This window comes from Vibrio sp. Y10_XG_PY6, assembly GCF_024181795.1.
In the GTDB taxonomy this organism is placed as follows: domain Bacteria; phylum Pseudomonadota; class Gammaproteobacteria; order Enterobacterales; family Vibrionaceae; genus Vibrio; species Vibrio diabolicus.
Genome location: NZ_JAMZAQ010000002.1, coordinates 289,396 through 311,680, shown reverse-complemented (window position 1 = coordinate 311,680; position 22,285 = coordinate 289,396). Strand labels below are relative to the sequence as shown.

The 22,285-nt window shown below is 45.6% G+C and carries 20 protein-coding genes; 7 read left to right on the top strand and 13 right to left on the bottom strand.

Annotation, left to right across the window (positions count from 1 at the left end):
- Positions 1 to 37: 37 nt before the first annotated feature.
- A complete protein-coding gene (locus NL644_RS09715) occupies positions 38 to 1,390 on the top strand; it encodes an MFS transporter (protein WP_006742554.1) in 1,353 nt (450 codons plus the stop codon).
- Positions 1,391 to 1,452: 62 nt separating this feature from the next.
- Here NL644_RS09715 and NL644_RS09710 read toward each other — a convergent pair whose 3' ends face one another.
- Genes NL644_RS09710 through NL644_RS09695 form a run of 4 tightly spaced genes read right to left on the bottom strand, consistent with a single transcriptional unit; the run spans position 1,453 to position 4,689 of the window.
- Positions 1,453 to 2,112 (bottom strand): ChrR family anti-sigma-E factor, encoded by a 660-nt coding sequence (locus tag NL644_RS09710; RefSeq protein WP_114323558.1) that lies wholly within the window; start codon positions 2,110 to 2,112, stop codon positions 1,453 to 1,455.
- Positions 2,109 to 2,693 (bottom strand): RNA polymerase sigma factor, encoded by a 585-nt coding sequence (locus NL644_RS09705; protein WP_005380255.1) that lies wholly within the window; start codon positions 2,691 to 2,693, stop codon positions 2,109 to 2,111. Before NL644_RS09705 ends, NL644_RS09710 begins: the two co-directional genes overlap by 4 nt.
- Before the next feature lie 44 nt (positions 2,694 to 2,737).
- On the bottom strand, positions 2,738 to 4,096 hold the full coding sequence (locus tag NL644_RS09700; RefSeq protein ID WP_114323559.1) for a DUF4397 domain-containing protein: 1,359 nt from the start codon (positions 4,094 to 4,096) through the stop codon (positions 2,738 to 2,740).
- The gene (locus tag NL644_RS09695) at positions 4,093 to 4,689 is read right to left on the bottom strand and encodes an LON peptidase substrate-binding domain-containing protein (protein WP_005380253.1); all 597 of its coding nucleotides are present in this window, start codon (positions 4,687 to 4,689) and stop codon (positions 4,093 to 4,095) included. Before NL644_RS09695 ends, NL644_RS09700 begins: the two co-directional genes overlap by 4 nt.
- Positions 4,690 to 5,012: 323 nt before the next feature.
- Here NL644_RS09695 and NL644_RS09690 point away from each other — a divergent pair, with 323 nt between their 5' ends.
- The 4 genes from NL644_RS09690 (at position 5,013) to csdA (ending at position 8,637) form a co-directional block, all read left to right on the top strand.
- Positions 5,013 to 5,831, top strand: coding sequence for an outer membrane protein OmpK (locus NL644_RS09690; protein WP_046874988.1), 819 nt, complete (start codon positions 5,013 to 5,015; stop codon positions 5,829 to 5,831).
- Between the two features lie 108 nt (positions 5,832 to 5,939).
- Entirely contained in the window at positions 5,940 to 6,830 is an 891-nt protein-coding gene (gene panE, locus NL644_RS09685) for a 2-dehydropantoate 2-reductase (RefSeq protein ID WP_114323560.1), read from the top strand.
- Positions 6,827 to 7,426 carry a DJ-1 family glyoxalase III gene (locus tag NL644_RS09680; protein ID WP_253658351.1) on the top strand — a complete coding sequence of 200 codons (600 nt, stop codon included), beginning with the start codon at positions 6,827 to 6,829 and terminating at the stop codon, positions 7,424 to 7,426. Before panE ends, NL644_RS09680 begins: the two co-directional genes overlap by 4 nt.
- Positions 7,426 to 8,637 (top strand): cysteine desulfurase CsdA, encoded by a 1,212-nt coding sequence (gene csdA / locus NL644_RS09675; RefSeq protein ID WP_114323562.1) that lies wholly within the window; start codon positions 7,426 to 7,428, stop codon positions 8,635 to 8,637. The genes NL644_RS09680 and csdA overlap by 1 nt, the downstream gene beginning before the upstream one ends.
- A gap of 33 nt (positions 8,638 to 8,670) precedes the next feature.
- Here csdA and NL644_RS09670 read toward each other — a convergent pair whose 3' ends face one another.
- The 5 genes from NL644_RS09670 to NL644_RS09650 form a co-directional block, all read right to left on the bottom strand.
- Positions 8,671 to 9,591: a GGDEF domain-containing protein gene (locus tag NL644_RS09670; protein WP_046874992.1), complete on the bottom strand. Its 921-nt coding sequence runs from the start codon at positions 9,589 to 9,591 to the stop codon at positions 8,671 to 8,673.
- Between the two features lie 310 nt (positions 9,592 to 9,901).
- On the bottom strand, positions 9,902 to 10,330 hold the full coding sequence (gene csdE, locus NL644_RS09665; RefSeq protein WP_053809816.1) for a cysteine desulfurase sulfur acceptor subunit CsdE: 429 nt from the start codon (positions 10,328 to 10,330) through the stop codon (positions 9,902 to 9,904).
- A 19-nt stretch (positions 10,331 to 10,349) separates the two neighbouring features.
- A complete protein-coding gene (gene tcdA, locus NL644_RS09660; RefSeq protein ID WP_114323563.1) occupies positions 10,350 to 11,159 on the bottom strand; it encodes a tRNA cyclic N6-threonylcarbamoyladenosine(37) synthase TcdA in 810 nt (269 codons plus the stop codon).
- A gap of 99 nt (positions 11,160 to 11,258) precedes the next feature.
- On the bottom strand, positions 11,259 to 12,362 hold the full coding sequence (gene mltA / locus NL644_RS09655; protein ID WP_012841480.1) for a murein transglycosylase A: 1,104 nt from the start codon (positions 12,360 to 12,362) through the stop codon (positions 11,259 to 11,261).
- A gap of 273 nt (positions 12,363 to 12,635) precedes the next feature.
- A complete protein-coding gene (locus NL644_RS09650) occupies positions 12,636 to 13,091 on the bottom strand; it encodes a DUF2850 domain-containing protein (RefSeq protein ID WP_114323564.1) in 456 nt (151 codons plus the stop codon).
- A 162-nt stretch (positions 13,092 to 13,253) separates the two neighbouring features.
- Here NL644_RS09650 and argA point away from each other — a divergent pair, with 162 nt between their 5' ends.
- Complete coding sequence (argA, locus tag NL644_RS09645; protein ID WP_012841478.1) at positions 13,254 to 14,591, top strand: amino-acid N-acetyltransferase; 1,338 nt, start codon at positions 13,254 to 13,256, stop codon at positions 14,589 to 14,591.
- Positions 14,592 to 15,008: 417 nt separating this feature from the next.
- A complete protein-coding gene (locus tag NL644_RS09640; protein ID WP_074191720.1) occupies positions 15,009 to 15,197 on the top strand; it encodes a hypothetical protein in 189 nt (62 codons plus the stop codon).
- A 48-nt stretch (positions 15,198 to 15,245) separates the two neighbouring features.
- Here NL644_RS09640 and NL644_RS09635 read toward each other — a convergent pair whose 3' ends face one another.
- The 4 genes from NL644_RS09635 to recB form a co-directional block, all read right to left on the bottom strand.
- The gene (locus NL644_RS09635) at positions 15,246 to 15,617 is read right to left on the bottom strand and encodes a hypothetical protein (RefSeq protein ID WP_046874995.1); all 372 of its coding nucleotides are present in this window, start codon (positions 15,615 to 15,617) and stop codon (positions 15,246 to 15,248) included.
- A 26-nt stretch (positions 15,618 to 15,643) separates the two neighbouring features.
- Positions 15,644 to 16,018: a hypothetical protein gene (locus tag NL644_RS09630; protein WP_054867163.1), complete on the bottom strand. Its 375-nt coding sequence runs from the start codon at positions 16,016 to 16,018 to the stop codon at positions 15,644 to 15,646.
- Positions 16,019 to 16,174: 156 nt separating this feature from the next.
- Positions 16,175 to 18,322: an exodeoxyribonuclease V subunit alpha gene (gene recD / locus NL644_RS09625; RefSeq protein WP_253658350.1), complete on the bottom strand. Its 2,148-nt coding sequence runs from the start codon at positions 18,320 to 18,322 to the stop codon at positions 16,175 to 16,177.
- On the bottom strand, positions 18,322 to 21,996 hold the full coding sequence (gene recB / locus NL644_RS09620; RefSeq protein WP_253658617.1) for an exodeoxyribonuclease V subunit beta: 3,675 nt from the start codon (positions 21,994 to 21,996) through the stop codon (positions 18,322 to 18,324). The genes recD and recB overlap by 1 nt, the downstream gene beginning before the upstream one ends.
- Positions 21,997 to 22,285 lie beyond the last annotated feature (289 nt).

Here is a 22,285-nt window from a genome sequence, read left to right as displayed (position 1 = left end):
TTTCTCTTTCAACGGCTTCATTTTATTGGATTGATTTATGTCTTCATTACCTTCCATCACTTGGTTGGAAACGGTAAAAAGTTACCTCGATAAACGACTCATGTGGGTTTTCATGTTGGGCTGCTCTAGCGGCTTTCCGTGGGTACTTATCGGTTCAAATATGTCTGGCTGGCTAAAAGACGCTGGTTTGACCCTATCCGCAATAGGCTACTTTGGTAGTGTCTTTGCGGTTTATGCAATTAACTTTCTCTGGGCGCCACTCGTAGACCGGGTGAAGCTACCAGTGCTCTATCGACTACTTGGACAAAGGCGTAGCTGGATTTTCTTCTGTCAAAGTATTGTACTCGTCGCGACGGTATTTATTGCGGGCGTGAATCCAGCAGAGAACTTGGTGTTTGCGTCTCTACTCGCCTTGTGTATTGCAACCGCATCAGCCACACAAGACATCGCGATAGATGCTTTTCGTATTGATACTTTCCCAAAATCAGAAGAATCTAAGCTGCCACAAGCTTCTGCAATGGCGGTCATTGGCTGGTGGACAGGTTATTCACTACCGGGTTATTTAGCGTTTGTTAATGCTGATAGCGTCGGTTGGAATGGCGTGTATTACGGGATGGCGGTGATAGTCGGCATTCTAATGGTCTTTACGATTTTAGTCGGTGAACCGAAGACTCAACGCGAACAACTTCAGTCTGCCGCTGAACAACGCCACAAAGAAGTGGTTGGTTCAAAAGTCGTGGCTTGGTTTACTGTGACTGTTGTAGAACCTTTCCTTGACTTCTTTAATCGCAATGGCGTCCGTGTCGCGATTACTCTTTTGCTGTTCGTTTTCCTATTCAAAATTGGCGAAGCGTTTTTGGGCAGGATGTCGATCGCGTTCTATAAAGATATTGGTTTTAGTAACGAACAAATTGGTTATTACTCCAAACTGATCGGATGGGGAGCCACTATCTTCTTTACCTTTGTCGGAAGCATGTTCAACGTCAGGTTTGGTATTGTACGTGGATTAATGATCGGCGGTATTGCTATGTCTGCCAGCAACTTGATGTTTGCTTGGATTGCATCGGTAGGCCCAAATGAGCACCTGTATTTAGCAACCATTATTGTCGATAACTTTACGACTGCTTTCTCAACTGTCGCTTTTGTTTCATTTTTGACGATTCTAACCGGACAAGCATTCTCAGCAACGCAGTATGCTTTGCTTGCCTCTTTGGGGAACTTCGGACGAACGACTCTTGCTTCTTTCAGTGGAGAACTGGTGGACTACCTCAATGACTGGAGCACGTTCTTTGTGCTTACCGCTGTTATGGTCGTGCCAAGCTTGATTATGTTGTACTCGCTACGACATTACTTTGATGCTCTATTGGAAAAAGCACGTCACAAGCACTAAGAAGCGCATCAAAAAACCACCGAATTCGGTGGTTTTTTGATGCGAGATATAAGATAAGAGGTCTATGGGTATAGCCCTTTGCCAAACATATTAAATATACGTGCCACACCTTGAGTAAAGATCATCGGCTCAGTCAATACGGTTAAACACAAGCAGTCTTCTCCGGCCTTAGTGTAAGGGCTGTGCTTCACTGACGCGTCTCGAATCATCAAGTCGCCCTCTTCATATTGGCCATCCTCATCACTAAACCCACCATGTAGGATCAATGTAGATTCTAAGCCTTTGTGCGTATGTTGAGGGATTTGCACATCTTCTCCGATGTACATTAAGCTAACACGAGCATCTTCCCCTAGATCAATCTGAGCACTGAAAACCTTGCCTCCGTAACTTCTCCATGACCCTACAAGGTCAGAGAAACGCGCTAAGGTTTTGGGAAGCTCAAAGCTCTTTCCTGCAACATTCACTGCGGCAGGATCTCGGATAACGATGCTATCTGTCGCTGGCTCCGCATTGATAATATCATTGAACATATCGTCGAATTCAGGGACATATTCAGAGGGGATGTCGCTCACGATATTCGCTTGGCTGGCTTCGACATGGTTCACATAAGCTCGGCACTTGGTGCATGTTTCTAAATGGGTTGCGACCACAAGACCAGAAACTGCATCAATGCTTCCCGAAGCGTATGCTTCTAACAAGCTGTTATCTGGGTGTTTGTTCATAGTTGCTCCGTATGCATTGAATGCCTTAGCTTTTCTACTGCAAGCCTCAGCCTGGATTTTACGGTACCGAGGGGTATATCAAATAATTCAGCGACCTGCTGATGAGGTAGCTCTTCAAGATACACCGCTTGTAAAACGTCTCTCTGATTTTTCGGTAAAATATCTAAAAATTTAACCACCTGTTCTTTCAACATGTCTTGCTCTGGTGAATAGTGATCAACAAGATCTGGTGGATAATATTCTGACGGCCAAATGTCATCAGAATGAATGTGTAACTCCTTACCTTTCTGCTTTCTCAACAGATCAAAGCATAGGTTTCGGATTATGGTGTATATCCAAGTCGATAACGCGCTCTTTTCCCCATCATAGAGGTGCGCTTTCTGCCAAACTGTCGCCATGGTCTCTTGCACCATCTCCATAGCAACTTGCTCATTACCAACATGTTTGTAAGCGAATTGCTTCAGCTTGGGTGCGTAAAAACGGAATACAAAAGCGAACGCGTCTTTATCTCGAGCTTTCACTTTGTCCATGTAATCGTTCCAATCACTGCGCCCCAGTTTTTTTGGGCTATCACTCATCATAATCGGCCTTAATTTTAGGGAGGAGTCATCTCCTCCCATTCGTCCTAATCGGTAACGTCATCAACCAACAAGTTGAAGCCACCGTTGTTCCCATCATCAATGGCAACCACTTGATACACAACACCATTCATCACATTGACTGGTGCTGAATCAATAGCAACCGTACTTGGATCGCCTGCCACTGTCACGGTTACATAATAGGTACCTTCAGCGACATATAATCCCTGAACGCTATCTTTGTACGCAAAATTAGCAATAGTTGGATCACTTCCATCTATTCCAGCACTTGTAGTGAGATAAATATCCACCATTTCCGCTACGGGATTCGCCGCCGCATGTGTCACATTCAGCGTCGCGCTAGTTGCCACTGCACGTCTCATGCCTTCAACAACTAGAGGTTCGATATCAATAGCTGGGCTAACAACACCGACTGCGTAAACACTGTAATCCATTCCGCCCGCAACCATTAATCCGTCAACATCGATAATAGGATTGGTTGTTGTGCCATCCACGTAAACGTCAATATCGTAAGCGCCAGCATCGAGATCCAAATAACCACGAATCTCTTTGAACGCTAAGTCGGCAAGAGGACCGAAGGCCGCCCCGTTAACGTTGACATCGACGATCGGCGCTCCATCGACAAGATGTCCGACTCTGACTTCAGCTTGGCTGCCAATATCCTCGATTATAGAAGATCCTGAACCATCCAATACCAACAACTTAACCGGTGACGTGCTATTTGAATCTCCGGTACTGATAGCGGCAATCGTCAAGTTTGAATTAGCAGCAAGAGATATTGTGCCCGAATCAAAAGCAACGCTATCCCCAACAGCAAGTCGAACTTGGTACTCACCAGCGGGGATGTTCAATACGTCTGTAGATGCTTTATATGCAAGATTCATAAGCGGTGTCGCGCTAGCAAGATCAGCCCCTGGCTCAGTGACGTAGAGATCAACGGCAGGAACGCCAGACGCTGCATGAACAACTTGAACATCTAGACTATTGGCATCAGCCATTGAATCGGCGCTGCGAGTCACAACTAAAGGTTCTACTGGGTTTGGCGAACCATCGGCATCACCAACAACGAACACGTTGTAATTGAGGTCTGAATCAAGGTCTAGTTCTGTTTTAGGTATTACGGTCGCGGTTTCATCGCCTGGAAGTTGAACATCAACTTGAATGGAGTTCATGCCCTCACGTAACTTCATGTAACCAGAACCCATACCATAATCAACACCTGTCAATGATGATTTATCGTTTATCCACACATTTGCAAGCGGCGCATCAGAAGACGCATGTACTGCTTGCAAATTGGAATACTCGATGGTGTCGCTGTCGGAGCCACACGCCGCCAGTCCTAATGCCGCCACCATAGTTAGCGCAGCTCTGCTAAATCCTTTCATATCCTTGCCTCTTTGTTAGTCGGGGCTTCTATGGCTTCTGTCAGAAATTGCAACGCAGGAATGCAGTTCTCTGCGCCAACGAGCTGTTCGAACAGATTGCAGTCTAAAGGAAGTAATTCAAGCCAGCGCTGGGTCACCCAAGCTGAGTCATCGTAAAAACGATGCTGGTAGAGGTTTCCAAGTTGAGGAAACTCTTCATAAACATGGGATAACTGCTGGCTTAAATAGAAGAAATCTGGTGAGTTGTCTGGATGTTGCCAATTGTCTAACCATTCGACCTCTGCATGGCGTAAGCCGTCCGCATCTGCACGAACTCGTTTGACAACAAAGCGTTTCTCACCAGCGACTGTAATACCAAGAAGACCATCACTGAGTGTTTCAAAATCAACGATCCTGACCAAAGTTCCGATAGATGAAACATTTCCCACGTCTTTAGGGTCACCTTCACTACCTACTAGGCAAACTCCAAAACCCACATTTTGTAGGCTGCATTCCTTTACCATTCGCTTATATCGTGGCTCAAAAATGCGCAGGTTCATTTTACCTTCAGGGAGTACAACTGAAGTGAGTGGGAATAACATGACTTCTTTCATTCAAACGTCCTCTTTGATTCACCGATACATACGAATCCCTTATCACTCCGATCACTAACGATTTATGTTGGTTAATCGACTGGCTTAAAAAGTCATAAAATCGCTTACGCAAACGATCCAAATCACATATTTATTGCAATTAAATGCAACAAACAAAAAGTTCCGTAAATAAAGATAATTTCGTGACACAACTCACCAAAAACGTTCATTTTTGCACCCTTTATCACTTTCATTTGGGATTTTTATCGCTATTATTCCCGCCAATTGGAAAGCGCAGCACAGATTGCGTGTTCTGAATCATTACAAACATAGAGAGTCCCCTTATGCGTAAATCACTTTTAGCTCTTAGCCTTCTAGCGGCTACTTCAGCTCCAGTATTGGCTGCAGATTACTCTGACGGCGATATCCACAAAAACGATTACAAGTGGATGCAATTTAACCTAATGGGTGCATTCAACGAGAAAGGTTATGCTGAATCTTCTCATGATTACCTAGAGATGGAATTTGGCGGTCGCTCTGGTATTTTCGATCTATACGGCTACGTTGACGTATTCAACCTAGCTTCTGATCCAGGCAGCGACAAAGCTGGTGGCGAGAAAATCTTCATGAAATTTGCTCCACGTATGTCTCTAGATGCGGTAACTGGTAAAGACCTATCTTTCGGTCCAGTTCAAGAGCTATACGTTGCAACTCTAATCGAGTGGGGTGGTAACTCTGATGTTAACTCTCAAAAAATCGGTCTAGGTTCTGACGTAATGGTACCTTGGTTCGGCAAAGTTGGCCTAAACCTTTACGGTACATACGATGGCAACAAAAAAGACTGGAACGGTTTCCAAGTTTCTACTAACTGGTTCAAACCATTCTACTTCTTCGAGAACGGCTCATTCATTTCTTACCAAGGTTACATTGATTACCAATTCGGTATGGATGACGACAAAGGCAATAAGTTCAACACTACAGCATCTAACGGCGGTGCTATGTTCAACGGCATCTACTGGCACTCTGACCGCTTTGCTGTTGGCTACGGTCTGAAGCTATACAAAGACGTATACGGCTTTAAAGATGGCGAAGCTCTACCATGGGGTCATAAGCCAGAGTCTTCTGGTGTAGGTCACTATGTAGCTGTAACTTACAAGTTCTAATTGAACCACTAAGTTTCATCAAAAATGGCGCCTTTCGGCGCCATTTTTATTTGCTTTCCTTTTTTCCCTCATTATCCTTGCAGCAAACCTTTTTAATGAGAGCGTTTGGTGAATATCCTTATCCTCGGTCCAGGTGCGGTGGGCTCACTCTGGGCAACAAAATTTCAGCTTGCCGGGCACAATGTTTCATTGTGGGGAAGAAGTTCAGAGAGCCAACAATCACTTCAGTTGGATGACACACCCGCAATCGTATTCAGTAATCAAGATATTTCCTCCGTAAATCAAGCGGATCTCATTTTGATCACGGTAAAAGCTTGGCAAGTGGAAGACGCTATTCAACCTTTACTGCCTCATATCAACGCAGACACTATTATCATGCTGATGCACAATGGTATGGGTACCGCCTCTGGCGTGGAGAAGGCTCTGCCAAACAATCCGATAGTGCTCGCCACAACGACGCACGGCGCATACAAACCAGATAACCAACACGTACTGCATACCGGTCACGGAACAACGCAAGTGGGTGGTTATAATGACAAAGGAATGCAGTGCGCTTTTCTGCAAGATGTTATGCATCATGCCCTTTCAGAGGCCATTTGGAATCCACACATCCAATCTGCGTTATGGACTAAGTTAGCGATCAACTGCGCGATTAACCCACTGACTGCGATTCACCAGTGTAAGAATGGTGAGCTTGCGCAGCCCAAGTTTAAGATACAACTCGAAAGTATCACTCAAGAACTGGTTGAAGTAATGAGTAAAGAAGGTATTGCTATCGAGTTTCGCTCTCTTTTCGATACGGTAATGCAAGTGGTGAACGCCACAGCTGAGAACTATTCTTCAATGAGACAAGACGTATTCCATCAGCGTCGAACGGAAATTGATTTTATAACCGGATACTTGTTAAAGGCTGCCAAGAAACATCGCATCAATACGCCTGAGAATTTAAAACTTTACCAACGCATCAAACAAATAGAACAAAGCTGGACAGAACAATGAGTAAGAAAATCTTAGTGCCAATCGCTCCGGGCACCGAAGAAATGGAAGCCGTCACCGTTATCGACATGATGGTTCGCGCGGGTTATGACGTTACGGTAGCGAGTGCTGCTTTTGATGGCTCATTGACGATGAAAGCTTCTCGCGGAGTCACATTAACAGCCGATTGTAAGCTGGTCGATATCGCTGATGATGAGTTTGACGCCATAGCGCTTTCTGGTGGTGTTGGTGGTGCAGAAATTTTCCGTGATAGTACGGTGATGATAGAAATCCTTAAGCAGCACATCTACGAGGGAAAGTTGGTCGCTGCTATCTGCGCAGCACCATCGTTGGTATTGCAACACCATGATCTTTTCCCACAATCACTGATGACCTGTCACCCGAGCTTTCAGTCACATATCCCGGAAGAGAAGTGGCGCAGCAAACGCGTGACCTTTGATATCAACCACAACCTTATCACCAGTCAAGGTCCGGGCACTGCTTTAGAGTTCACAATGGAAGTAATCATTCAACTCTCAGGTAAAAAACACGCATGGTCAGTTGCTGAACCAATGATCCCTCTGCCTACTCTGCATTACCATAAGCTTGGTGAAGAATAATGTTTGACGTAAATGCTGTACGTGAGCAATTTCCCGCTCTAAATCAATCCGTCAACGATACGCCCTTAGTGTATCTAGATAGCGCAGCGACAACGCAAAAACCGCAATGTGTGATTGATGTCATCAGTCATTACTACAGTGCGCAAAATGCCAATGTTCACCGTGGCAGTCATAGTTTAACGGCTAATGCCACCAGCCAATTTGAAGCGGCACGAGAACGAGTGGCAAACTTTATTGGTGCAAACAGCTCTAAAGAGATCATTTGGACACGGGGCGCAACCGAAGCACTGAACTTAATTGCTCAGACTTACGCCCGCAGCACGTTACAACCGGGTGATGAGATCTTGATTAGCGAGATGGAGCACCACGCTAACATCGTGCCTTGGCAAATCGTGGCAGAGCAAACGGGCGCCAAAGTCATAAAAGTTCCAATGACATCAGATTGCCAGTTCGACATCAGTGCATTTGAGGCGCTTCTGTCTGACCGCTGTAAAATTGTTGCTTGTGCGCAAATCACCAACGTCACGGGCACACGACAACCTATCGAAAAAATCACTGAACTAGCGCACAGCGTTGGCGCGGTTGTTGTGATTGATGGCGCTCAAGGCATCGTCCATGAGCAGCTTGATTTATCGGTATCAGATATCGATTTTTACGTTTTCTCAGGTCACAAACTTTATGCGCCAGCAGGTATTGGCGTCCTATACGGCAAACTAGAGTTGTTAGAAGCTATGCCACCATGGCACGGCGGTGGTAAAATGGTTGAACGCGTTTCGTTCGAGAAAACGACGTTTTCTGCACTTCCTGGTAAATTTGAAGCGGGCACACCAAACGTTGCGGGCGCGATTGCTCTAGCGAAAGCCATTGAGTGGTACCAAGGTTTTGACCATCACGAAGTAGAGGATCATCTCCATGTGCTTCAGGATAAGTCCTACCAAGCACTAAGCGCGTTGGATGACATCCATATTCTAGGCTACCAACCGAACGCCTCTGTACTGACGTTCGTCATGGACGGCGTTCATCACCAAGACATGGCAACGCTGCTCGATCAACAAGGCATTGCGGTACGAGCAGGACACCACTGCGCTCACCCATTGATGGATGCGCTAAACGTGAAAGGAACGGTACGCGTTTCTTTTGGTATTTATAACACGGCTGAAGATGTGGATAGATTCATCGCCGCCGTAGAAAAAGCCGTCGACATGCTATAACGCCAACGGTTTGATTTGGAGTAACCAACAAGGTTACTCCATCTGCCTATCCAGAGTCGCCACGCAATTTCTGCCATTTCTTTTCGCAGCATAAAGCGCTTTATCTGCATGCGCATACAAACGTTTGGTGGTTTCATTTCTGCCTATTTCCACCACGCCTACACTCACCGTGACCGGAATTTCAATCTTTTCAAATTCGAACTGACAATTTTGAATATGGGAACGTACTTCCTCTCCTACCTCTTTCGCCGCCGACAGAGAAGTTTCTGGCAAAATAATCGCAAACTCCTCCCCTCCGACTCTTGCAAAAATTTCGTCTTTGACGAGTAAGTGAGAAACCAAATCAGCTAACGTCTCTAAGACATAATCCCCCGCATCATGACCACGTTTATCATTGATGACTTTAAAAAAATCCAAATCAAATAATAACAACGCGGAGTGATAATCCGGAGCTTGGGATTTAATAACTTCTTCTGTGAGCTTTTCGAAAAAGACACGTCGATTGTAGATGTTGGTAAGAGCATCAATTTGGCTTTGATGGCGAAGAAGGGTTTCAACTCGGTGGCGATTGGAGATGTTACGTGTAAGAATAAGGACAACGCGACGACCTCGGTATTTTATAGCGAGTGGGCAGATCTTGCCTTCGTAGTATAGGTCGCCTCTTGGCCCACTGTTAGCATCTATTCCCTGAATGCTGTCGGCGCACATCTTGTACTCGATCGTCACAATACTGTCTTGTTTCAGTGACCGATTTATCTGTTCGATAAACCAGTCAGCTTTATCTTTCTCAAGTACGCTGTGCAGCGTCTCACCTATCAAATTACTTCCATCGTGATAGGCTTTTTTATCTGTTCCTCCAAAAACATCAATATAGATACCATCTTCACTCAGAATAAAAGTGGGGTCTGGCATTCCGGATAACACGTCTTGCGCATGTTCCAAGGTGAATTGCATATAGGGAGGTTCCTAGCATTTGTATCTAAGTAACCCAATCGCTTCCAAGTGTGTTTCCACATTGGGGAATAAGAGCGAATGGGGCATATGTCTATTATCTAATATAGACAAATTTTAAATACAATTGAGTTTATAAAAACCAAGTGGGCAATATAATGAACCAGGATCAATAGAATGGTTAATTAACGCTAAAATAGTCGACCATTTGCATACTTTTTATCCACATGCAAAAAATATCTCAACTCAGATACAAAAAACGCCAAACAGCTAGGCTATTCGGCGTTTTTTTTTAAATTGGGAAAATGACTCGTTACACGGCGGTTTGCTTAATCTGCTCTACAATAGCTTTCAAACCATTACCACGTGACGGGCTTAAATGGGAGACAAGCCCCAGTTGATCAAAATAAGCATCAATATCAAATGCTTGAATTTGATCGGCCGTTTTACCGTCATAAGCTGCCATTACCAAGGCAATCAATCCACGGACGATACGCGCATCGGAGTCCGCACAAAAATGCCAAACGCCATCTTGCTCTTGGCTCACTAACCACACCAAGCTTTCACAGCCCGAAACGGTAACTTGTTCTGATTTCAGCTCTTCTGGCATTTGTGGCAGCTTTTTACCCCACTGAATAACCTGACGGTAACGATCTTCCCAGCCTTTAAATTGCTGCATAGTCGCGACAATGTCTTCGCTGGTGATATCTGTACCAAATGGAGAAACGGGAAAATCTGTCATGATGCGCTCTTCTTCTAGTTTACTTCTTATATTTTGAAATCAACTTCTCAACGATTCGCGATACCGCGACAAAGCCAAACGTTGCAGTTACAACAGTCGCCGCACCAAAACCGCTAGCACAATCCATACGTTTTGGGCCTTCCGCTGTCGACTTCACACCACACACTGAACCGTCTGCTTGAGGGTACTTCAGCTGCTCGGTTGAAAACACGCAATCAATACCAAACTTACGAGCCGGGTTCTTAGGGAAGTTATGATGACGACGCAGGGTGTCTTTGATTTTCTTCGCTAGAGGATCTTGGATCGTTTTCGTTAAATCAGCGAGCATGATCTGCGTTGGGTCAACCTGACCACCAGCGCCCCCCGTAGTGATCACTTTGATCTTGTTGCTGCGGCAATACGCCAACAAAGACGCCTTCGCTTTTACGCTGTCAATGGCATCCAGCACGTAATCAAACTCTTTGCTTAAGTACTCATGTTGATTGTCTGGCGTGATGAAATCATCAATCAGGTTGACTTTACACTCTGGGTTGATCAATTTGACACGCTCGGCCATCACTTCAATTTTGCTTTGGCCAACGGTGCCCGTCATCGCATGAATTTGGCGGTTAATGTTCGTGACACAAACATCGTCCATATCAATCAGAGTTAGCTCACCGATCCCTGTACGAGCCAGCGCTTCCACCGCCCATGATCCCACGCCACCAATACCAATCACACAAACGTGTGCAGCGCGAAGAATGTCCACTTCGCTGTTGCCATAAAGACGACGAGTGCCGCCAAAGCGTTGATTGTAGCTGTCAGATGCTGGGGTATCGAGTTCACGCATATTGAAGTCCAGATGATCGATAGAAAAACAAAGAGTGCGATTTATACGCACTCTTTGATGAAATGTCTAGATAAGAGAGTGTTCCTCTCTCTTGGACGACTATTGTAGCTTTTCTGGCGGTAAAGCCCAAGGCGCTTGAGTTGGTGAGTTTTCTAACCCAAGTTTCCACACTCGACCAAAATGCTTGTAGTGCCCTGCTTCCGTTCCTGCTCTCGCACCAATGCCATGATACAGATCCAAATGGTTCTGTTTTACCGCACCACCAGTGTCTAAAACGATCAGCATTCGCAGTTGATGCGCACCACTCCACGTACCATCAGCATTCAACAGTGGCACTTCCGCCAAGATTGGCGTACCCATTGGTAAGATAGAACGGTCACCCGCGACAGCGGCCATTGGCAACAACGGAATACCAGCCGAGCCTGTTACTGGCGCTTCTGCTTTTGGCGCAAAGAAAACGTAAGAAGGGTTTTGCTCCAACAACTCGCGCACTGTCGCATCGTCGTTGTCCATCACCCACTCTTTAATCGCTTTGAGAGACATTTTTTCACGCGGCACTTCACCACGTTCAATCAAAATTCGGCCAATGCTGACGTAAGCTTTGTTGTTTTTACCCGCGTACGCAAAGTACTCCAACGTATCATCATCTTCAAAATGCACATAGCCACTGCCCTGCACTTCCATCATAAATGGGTCGATACGATTAGGCGCGTAACCTAGCACCAAACCTTGTCCATCTAGTGCTCCATTGTAGATCTCCGCGCGAGTCGGACAATCTGATGAGCAGTTTGGCTTGCCATAAACTGGGTACTTAAAAATGTCGTTTGGTGTATGACGCAGTTCCATCACGGGAGAAAAGTATCCGGTAAACAGCACATTACCTTTTTTATCACCACCACCCAATTGCGCGGCTTGAATGCCAAACGCACTCAACGCACTGGTATCTCCGCTCTGTTGCGCCCACTCACTTAATCGTTGATATAGCGGTTGGTACATCTTCGCCATGGATGGTGACTTTATCACCACTTGCTCAGCTTGCTTGTTAAATTCAGTAAAATCGCGTGGTTTGTTAGACTCAACCACATCCACTTGATTGAGGATCTGAGGAAACTCACCATCAAGATATTGCTGAGCACGATCATTTTGTTGAGCACAGCCAAAGAGTAGGCTCAAAGAGATAATAGGAAGGAGTTTTTTTAACACGTGTCTTTTCCGTAAAAGAGAATAGCAAAAGGATGGCAAACAAATGCATACGGTGCAATTGAAAAGCAACGACAAAATGTTTCAACGCTAAGCCAATCCGTTTACTCGTTGTGAATTCATTCAGTTAATGCAACATGATAGCAGCGGAAGAATTACGGAATTGTCCGGATTATGTTTGAAAGTAAGATTTACTGATTGAGAGATGAAAATGTGATCATCCATGTGACTCACAGACGCAAGGACTCTCAGCTTAAGAGACAATAATAAAAACGACTATCTTACCGCAATCCTTGAACGCCCCTCCAAACGGAATACAGGTAGATAATGTGCATTGGCATCCAGTTTCATTTCTGCATGCTGCTTACCCACAAAATTGAAGTGCCGCTCATTTGAACCCACTCGATACGAAAACGAATCCCCATCGAATTCAAAACTGGTAGCCACTGTAGAACCATTTACAGTAACACCGCGCTCACTCAACACAAATTCTTCACGAGCATAAGGCGCAACATCTTGCTCAACCCAGCGGCCATAAATAGTCGATTTAGGAATGGGCGGATTAATGGTTCGAGTAATCAAATCACTATACAGCATGCACACGACAACGGTTCCAACTATCGCTATAAGCATAAGAGAACGCTCTAGCCACTTACGAAGCATTGATTTAGATGACGTTTTTGGCAGATTTGAAGCAGTGATCGCAGCATTCTTATTAACAGCAGAAGACATGAGGTTCACGTATTGAGAAAAGACGCGCTCATTGTAACTCTCCCCCTCAACGGGACCAAGAACCTACCTCAATATGTTTGTGCTTTATTCCAAAATTTCACCTTGCCACCAAGTGAATAAAAAGGCATTATTTTGACATAATTAAACAAAGGAATGGCTGTAGTGAAAATTCGTAGTACTGCTCTCGTAAAAGGATTCCGTCAATCAACACCTTATGTCAATGCTCACCGCGGAAAAACCATGGTGATCATGCTGGGCGGAGAAGCCGTCGCACACAAAAATTTTGGCAACATTATTAATGATATCGCCCTCATGCACAGCCTCGGAATCAAAGTCGTGGTGGTGTATGGTGCACGTCCTCAAATTAATCAGCTGCTAGAAAAACAAGACCTCACTACGCCTTACCACAAAAATATCCGCATTACGGATGAATCGGCTTTATCTGTTGTTATGCAAGCTGCCGGACAACTTCAGCTTGCGATTACTGCGCGCCTATCAATGAGCCTCAACAATACTCCGATGGCAGGTACCCAGCTCAATGTCGTTAGCGGAAACTACATCATTGCCCAACCACTCGGCGTTGATGATGGTGTGGACTATTGCCATAGTGGACGTATTCGCCGCATTGACACCGATGCTATCAACCGCACTCTTGATCAAGGTTCAATTGTTCTGCTAGGTCCCATTGCTAGCTCTGTGACTGGCGAGTGCTTCAATTTATTATCGGAAGAAGTCGCCACCCAACTAGCGATAAAGCTGGGTGCGGATAAGCTGATTGGTTTTTGCTCCGAACAAGGTGTCATTGATGACAACGGCAATGCTGTCGCCGAGTTACTGCCAATTGAGGCGGAGCATGTCATCAAAACACTCTCTGAAAATACGTCTCCTGACCTAGATTACAACACTGGGACACTGCGCTTTCTTAAAGGCTCTATTGCCGCTTGCCGTGCCGGAGTACCTCGTAGCCACTTGATCAGTTATAAAGTAGATGGCGCCTTAATTCAGGAGTTGTTCTCTTTCGACGGCATCGGAACCCAAGTTGTTATGGCGAGTGCTGAACAAGTGAGGCAAGCTAATATTGACGATATTGGCGGTATCTTAGACCTCATTCGCCCGTTAGAAGAACAAGGTGTACTGGTTAGGCGCTCTCGAGAGCAGCTAGAGCAAGAGATTGGAAAATTTACCATCATCGAAAAAGACGGTTTGATTATTGGCTGTGCTGCCCTTTATCCATACCCAGAAGAGCGTAAAGCTGAGATGGCTTGCGTAGCAATTCACCCTGACTATCGTGATGGAAACCGAGGTTTGTTACTGCTCAACTACATGAAACATCGTTCTAAATCCGAAACCATTGATCAGATTTTTGTCCTCACGACACACAGTTTGCATTGGTTTAGAGAGCAAGGTTTTTACGAAGTCAGTGTCGACTATTTGCCTGGAGCCAAACAAGGGTTATATAACTTCCAGCGTAAGTCCAAAATCTTAGCGTTAGATTTATAGCTTAACCTTAAATCAGGGAGCGAAATTTAACGTTCCACTATACCAACTAACCTCAAAGGGCAGGATTCAGTTCATTAACGCTCAACCCTGCACATCGAGCTTGTTTAGGAACGAGTTTGTTTAGGAGTAAGGCCACACATAAACCCTACTCCGGACTAGCGGGTCATCATGTAAACCCAACTTAGAAATGCGCAAACCATTGCTTGATTTTTGTTCCAATTTTATCTTTTAAATATACATTTGGTTGGCTATACTCTGCTCGCTAGTGATTGGTTTTTAACCAATACGAATGGATCTAGGTGATGTAATGTAGCCTTCACCCTAAAATACTGGGCAATTGAAAAACTAGTTAGCTCCGTATTGCACACCAAGGACAGTTGTTAATCTGACTTTAAATAAGCCGAGACGAGCACTGTTATGAGAACAATCATTTGTAATTCGCTTCAAAGCTTCTGGGATATGGCTGACAATCAGTTTTTAGAAGGCCTAGATGTCCACTGTGTTTTCCCCGTAAATGACGCTGTCCGAGATTTTATTCTTGCTTATCAACAGCAATACAAAATACGCAGCGTGTCTTTTACCAATGCGTTTGCAAAACATGCATAAAAGAAGACCGAGCCATAAGCTCGGTCTTCTTTTACGTACGTAATCAATTCAAAACAAAATCATAGCCAACAAAGATGCAAAAATAGTGACTACGATAAAGATTAAAATAGTCCAGTACACTACCCCAATACTTATGAACCACTTTGGGCAAACTCTACGAATATCTGTTAGCTTTCTTTTTTTGGCCAACTTAGGAAATGCAACTGCGGCAACAAGGGCTAATCCATGTATTAAGGCCCCAAAGTGACATCCAGAAACTAAAGCAAGCTCAATATCTGTATAATGCTCACTAGTGTACGCATAGCGCTTTACTTTTTGCGGCGTGATAACAATAAGCAAAATACCTACTATCAGGTACCAAAAAACTAACAAAGCACCTGCAACAAAAAATGTAATAAAAGAAACTTCTAATAACTGCAAACTTCACCGACCTTCTATTCCAGCTCTCAAGTAATAGACATCCAAACCACCATTGAGCCTAAAGTGATCATAGCTAGAAGCAATAAAACGCTTATATAAATACGGCAAATTCCGATGAATAGACCGGAGCAAACTTGATGAATATCAGCAAAGCCCCTTCTCCTCGCTAAAGTTGGTAAAGCGACCGCCGCAACTAAGCCTACACCATGTACTAAAGCACCAAAGTGAAAACCCGAGACTAAGGCTAACTCTACTTCTGAATAATGTTTCGGATTAAAAGCAAACCGCTTCACCTTTGGCGGTATAAAAAATATAAAAATTGCTCCGATAATAACGAACCATAAAAACGCGACTCCTCCGGCGATAAAGAAGGTTAGAAAGGACGAGTCGAGCAAACTCATATTCAGTTGCCTTTGATATGCGAATGAGAAAGGAGAAATATACCTTTAAGGAAGAATATTACTCAATAGCAATCCATTTTTCATGAAAACGAAATGGCGGATATAAGACCCGCCACAAAGAATCATCTTCGAAAATGTCACAATCACAAGTAAAAATTAATTCGTAAGCCGCTGTACTAATCCACTCGCGCGAGCCGTTTTCACCTTAATGCCTCGCTTCAGAACGTTGAGTTCGGCGTAAAGAGCTAAACGCTTTTTCGCGCGGGTAATGCCTGTGTAAATCAACTCACGAGTTAATATCGGGCTAAAGTCTGGTGGCAAAATCATCAGGGTGTAATCAAATTCACTGCCTTGCGATTTATGGATGGTCATGGCGTAAGCCGTTTCATGTTCAGGTACTCGGCTTGGCAAGACCGATTTCACACTGCCGTCAGGTAACTCGAAAAAGACTTTCAAACGCGGTTCTTCTTCACTGTCATCTCGCATGCAAATACCAATATCACCGTTATACAAACCTAAACCATGATCATTACGCGTAACCATGACAGGTCTGCCGTGATACCAAATTTCATCCTGAACTTGAATGAACTTGCGCGCCGCAAGCGCTTTCTCAATGCGTTGGTTTAGCCCAGCCACACCGAAGTCACCTTCACGGATCGCGCACAGCAGTCGGCATTGGTTGAAGGTATCTAACACCGCTTTGGCTTTGTGCGTTAGCGACTCTGGCTCTCCGGTTTTAGGATCAGTTTCCTGTTGTCCAATGCGTTTGAGGTAACGACCGTATTCCTGCACCAACGTCTGCATCATTTGGTTGTAATGTTGACTACTTAGCGCGAAATGTTCGATATCGGAAAAGTCACGCGCCCAGACGTTATCTACGCTCGCAGCAGAACCGGAATTAACCGCTTTTGCCAACTGACCAATGCCTGAGCGAGCATCAAATCGGTAGCTCTTTTGCAGCATACATAAACTATCGGCAATGCTAGATGCACTGTTACCCGTATGCGCTAAAGTATCGAAACCCGTCAGTTTTGCGATGGCTGATGCCTGCTCTTTGCCATAGCCCAATGCATGGAACGAACAGATATCACCCAACACAGCCCCAGCTTCAACTGAAGCAAGTTGGTCTTTATCACCTAGCAAAATCAGCCGCGCATGTTTCGGTAAGGCATCGACCACTTTGTACATCATTGGCAAATCGACCATCGACGCTTCGTCGATAACTAAAATATCCAAATGAAGTGGATTTTGCTTGTTGTGACGAAATTCTGCGCTATTAGGAATCGCGCCCAGCAACCGATGTAAGGTGCTTGATTCAGTCGGAATTTTGGCTTTTAGCTCCAGAGAAACTGGCAGCTCTTGCACCGCTTTACCAATGGACTCGGTTAATCGCGCCGCCGCTTTCCCCGTCGGGGCTACCAGCTTGATGGTTAGATTTTTCTCGTGCGTCGCCTGTTCAATCAAAGCGGCAAGTAATTTGGTTACTGTCGTCGTTTTACCCGTACCTGGGCCACCAGAAATCACAGCAAATCGACGGGTTAACGCAACTGCCGCCGCGACTTTTTGCCAGTTCACGCAAGCCGAGAGTGGTACGAGTTCATCCAGTGTTTGCAAATCTTGAACCTTGCGCGCATTGCTAAGCACGGAATCAATGGCGTGCCAATCCAACGATTCGCTTGCGACCACATCAAGGTGGTCACACACCAATTGTTGACGCAACACTTGGTTGCTGCTTCCCGCTTCTACTGCTTTGCCCAACGCGTTAAACAGAAAATGGTATTGGCGTGCAAACAAATGGTTGAGCAACGCGGATAATCGCGCAAACTCTTGTGGTTGCAAGTTAACTGCGGCGCCCAACTGATTGAGCTTTTCCGCCAATGTCACTTCATAATGCCAATAGCGGTGCAGATACAGACGCTCGCCATCGAACATCAGCGGTAAGGCTTCTCCTTGCGCGCCGACCAAGCTGGAATTTTGTAATACTTGAATCCAGTCTATGTCTTGCAACTGTGTATTGAGCGCCAATGCCGACTCACCAAACAGCCCTAACTTACTGGCTAAATCCGCAGATTGCCCTTGCGCATCGAACAGAGACAGACAGATATGTCCTTTGCCAAGCTCACTACTGACAACACCAGCGATAAACGCCAGTGCTTGGCTGTCCGACGATTCATCATGCGTTTGAGAATGAATAAAACAGGCGAATTGGTAGTCGAGCTGACGAATAGCACCTTTGTTCGCCAAGCGTTCCAGCACTACCAATAGACTATCTTGGCCAGAATGAAGATTGTGATTTGTCGTCATTAAAGTAGCTCCATCTGCCCGGCTTGAGTTGAGCGCGTTTCAAGTGCTTGACCATCAATCAAACGATCCATCTCTTGTAAGAAGTCTAAGGTTGGTTTCGCGGCAAAAATGCCGTGGTCGCTCTGCCCATCCATGCCGCGTAAGAACAAGTAATACACACCACCGAAGTGCTGCTCATATTGATAATTCGCCAATCGGCTGCGTAGGAAACGATGCAGTGCTAACGCATAAATCTGATACTGCAAATCGTAGCGGTGATCCGCCATGGCCGATTTCAGAGCCTCACCATGGTAGTGCGTCACATCGTCGCCAAGATGATTCGATTTCCAGTCAAGCACGTAGTATTTACCTTGATGTTCAAACACCAAGTCGATAAAACCTTTGAGCATGCCTTGCACGGTTTGGAAACCTAAATCCCCCGCTTTCGCCGACAACGGATCGTGACGTTGAATGACTCGGTTTAACGCCGGTGCAGACAACACTTCAATCGGCAGCAAAAATTCCATCTCCACCAAACGTTGCGACGGTGCTTTTTGATTCAGCAGCAAAGACTTACCATCCAACGGCGTTGCGAGTACGGTATCAATCAATTGCTGTAAAATGGGCAACCACTCTTCATCGAACTGTTCGCTTTCCATCAAGCCAAGGATGATTTGTGTATTCTCTGCCGTCGTGGCTGGCTGAGTAAATTCAATTTCCTCAAACAAGCTGTGCAGGAACGTACCCGGACGCGCACCACGAGGGAAGGTAAAAATAGAACGCTCTGGCTCCACCAAATCCGCTTCGTCTTGCTCTTCAGATGAGTCGATATCAAAACCCGTAATCTCAATCGTGGCATCATGCTCGGCGTGATGAGAGCCTTGCTTGACCAAGCCAGAATAACTGGTGATGCGCCAGTTTCTGTCGATAGGGTTTTGCAGCTCTTTCGCGCTAAGATCGTGTATTTCTTCTTGTGGCGCTACGTACTTCTCTTCGAGTTGCTGCGGCGGATCGGCCACAACGACACAATCAAGCTCGTCTTGTTGCTGTGTTAAACCTTGGTGCAAATCGTTAATGCCACCTTCTTGACCATTCTGAATCAAATAGCCAATCGCACTGCGGTGTACGCCAGTTGGCTCTTTGGTCGAACGACCATTTCGCAAAGGCGAGGCTCCAATAAAACACGCATACACAGCACGCGTTAGTGCCACGTATATCAAGCGTAAGTCTTCCGCCAAACGCTCTTTATCCGCTTGCTTCATGGACGCATCGTTGCCAGTGATATCCAGTACCGTGCGGTCACTGGCTGCATCGTAATATTTGGCTTCGCTGGCTTCTCGATAGCTGAACACAAACGGCAGAAATACGAGGTCATACTCCAAGCCTTTTGATTTGTGAATAGTTACGATCTGCACTAAGTTACGTTCCGATTCTAAACGTTGGATTTGGTCATCACTGCCACCCAAACCGTTTTCCGCATCACTGATAGACTGAGCGAGCCAACGCAGCAGACCGTGGTCGCTATCCAGTTCATTACTGGCTTGTTGAAGCAGTTCACCGATGTGCATTAAATCGGTAAGTACTCGCTCACCATTCTCACCCTGTGAACTCGCGCCTTCTTCTAGTAATCGCTCGGCAATATGGCGTTTGCTGATCACCGCGCGCAACATCGGCAGCACACCACGCTGAACCCAAAGTTTGCGATATTCTTTGAATTCGTTAACGGCGTTTTCCCACACCACTTCATCGTTATTAAGCGCATCCAAACTTGCTGCATCAAGGGCAAACAGCTCAGAAGCAAGACTTGCACGCAGCGCACGGTCATTTTCTGGAGTCAGCACCGCTTGCAGCAGGCGCTGTAAATCCTGCGCCACCGAACTGGTAAACACACTGTCTCGGTTAGACAGGTACACGCTGGCAATGCCTTGATCAGCCAACGCTTGTTTGATCATTCGACCTTCGCTACCTGTTCGAACCAATACCGCGATATCGCCCGCTTGAACCGCTTTCTGTTTTTCGCCATTCACCAGACACGCTTGCCCCTGTTGAGCCTGCGTCAAAATAGTTTGGATTTGGCTTGCGGTCGCCTCTGCCATTCGAGTCAAATACTCGCCTTTTGGTAGCGGTTTATCGTCCGCTTCTTGCAACCAATAAGTCAGCGCCGGTTGCTTTTGGCCACCCATAGTCCAAATGCGTTTTTCGGCATTGGGACTGTACTTAACGGGTAAGAACGGAATATCTGAATCATAGATAAATGGACTGTCTGGCAAAGCAAATACTTGGTTTACCGCCTGCACCATATCGGCGCTAGAACGCCAGTTGGTTCCTAACGTATAGTGGGCACTTACTTGGTTACGCGCTTTGATATAAGTGAAAATGTCTGCGCCACGAAAGCCATAAATCGCCTGCTTGGGGTCACCGATCATAAACAAACCACATTCCGGGTTGTTCAGATAAATACGACTGAAAATACTGTATTGAAGCGGGTCGGTATCTTGGAACTCGTCAATCATTGCGACGGGATACAAAGTACGAATACGCGCCGCTAAAAGCTCGCTTTCGTCCGTATCGATAGAAGCAGAAAGTTGCGTCAGCAAATCATCGAAAGAGAGCCACTGTTTTTGATTTTTCGCGTTGGCCAGCATTGCACGACAATGCTCAATCGCATGAGCAAGCAGTGGCGCTTTTAAGCTGATTGGATTGGCAAGAAATGTTTCAATGGTTTCAAATACCGCATGCTGCGGCGCACTGCCTTTCGGTGTTTTTTCCAACAAGACGTTTTGCGCGAATTTCTCCAGCTTGTCTGGATAATCGTAACCTGTGGTTTCCGTTGCTGCCCAAGCGTTTACCGCCTCCAACCACGTCGGCAGAGACTTTTTGGTGTAGCTGCGTTTGTTAATATCTGAATCTGAAATCAGCGTGAAGAAGTCATCTTGGCTTTCTCGCCACTGTGCTTTTAATTCATCAATTTTTTTCAAATTTTCAGTATGAAGATCAGCCAAACTGCCTTTCATTGCAGGAACGGAAAGGCTTAACGGTGCACCAGTTAAGTAATTGCTGATGTCAGACAACAACGCAGATGGAGAGCTCCATAGCTGGCGAATTTCCCCAGCCAAGGTAAATGGCAACGGGTAGAAATTGCGGCGCCAGTAATCGGCTACAACTTGCGCTTTTAGGTGACTTTCATCGGTCACAAACTCGTTATTAAATCGGCTGCCAGATTCAAACGCATTTTGCGTTAGCATACGTTGGCAAAAACCGTGAATCGTGTAGACCGCCGCCTCGTCCATCTGACGCTCTGCCTGCAATAAAATTTCTGCGGCTTGCTTGTGATCATCAAACTCATTAAGCAAAGGTTGGATCACCGGATCGGAACTCTGTCCACGCGCAAAAGCGATTCGCGCATCATGGATTCTTGCCCTGATACGATCGCGCAATTCCGCAGTTGCCGCTTCGGTAAAGGTTACGACCAGAATTTGGTCGACCGTAAGCGGTACGCGATGTCGAGTTTCCGCGCAGCCGTGACCAAGCAAAAGGCGCAGATATAAACCTGCAATAGTGAAGGTTTTACCTGTACCTGCTGATGCCTCGATTAACCTCGTGCCATGCAGAGGAAACGTCATCGGTTCTAGTGGCGTTGGTTGAGGTTGCTCTGTGCGGTCTAACGTATGTAGAGGACACTCTGCACCTGACATTTGATCCATAACGCTGAATCTCTCCGGATTATTTACTAGGGCGTATCACCTAATAAATGTGATCTATAGTTAAAAATTCTATTAATATGTTTAACAAGTTGGATAATTTAGAGCTTTGTGAGATCTTTCTCACGGTTATCCATAAGACGTACCGTTAGTATGCGCCCCACGAGATAAGCCAAACCTTTTTGGCGGCACAACTCAAATGAATTAAACAAAAGTATCATGGTCCCTCTGACCTTGTGGCCGTACAGCGAACGCCCTACAAAAAATAATGATTTTCTGGCGG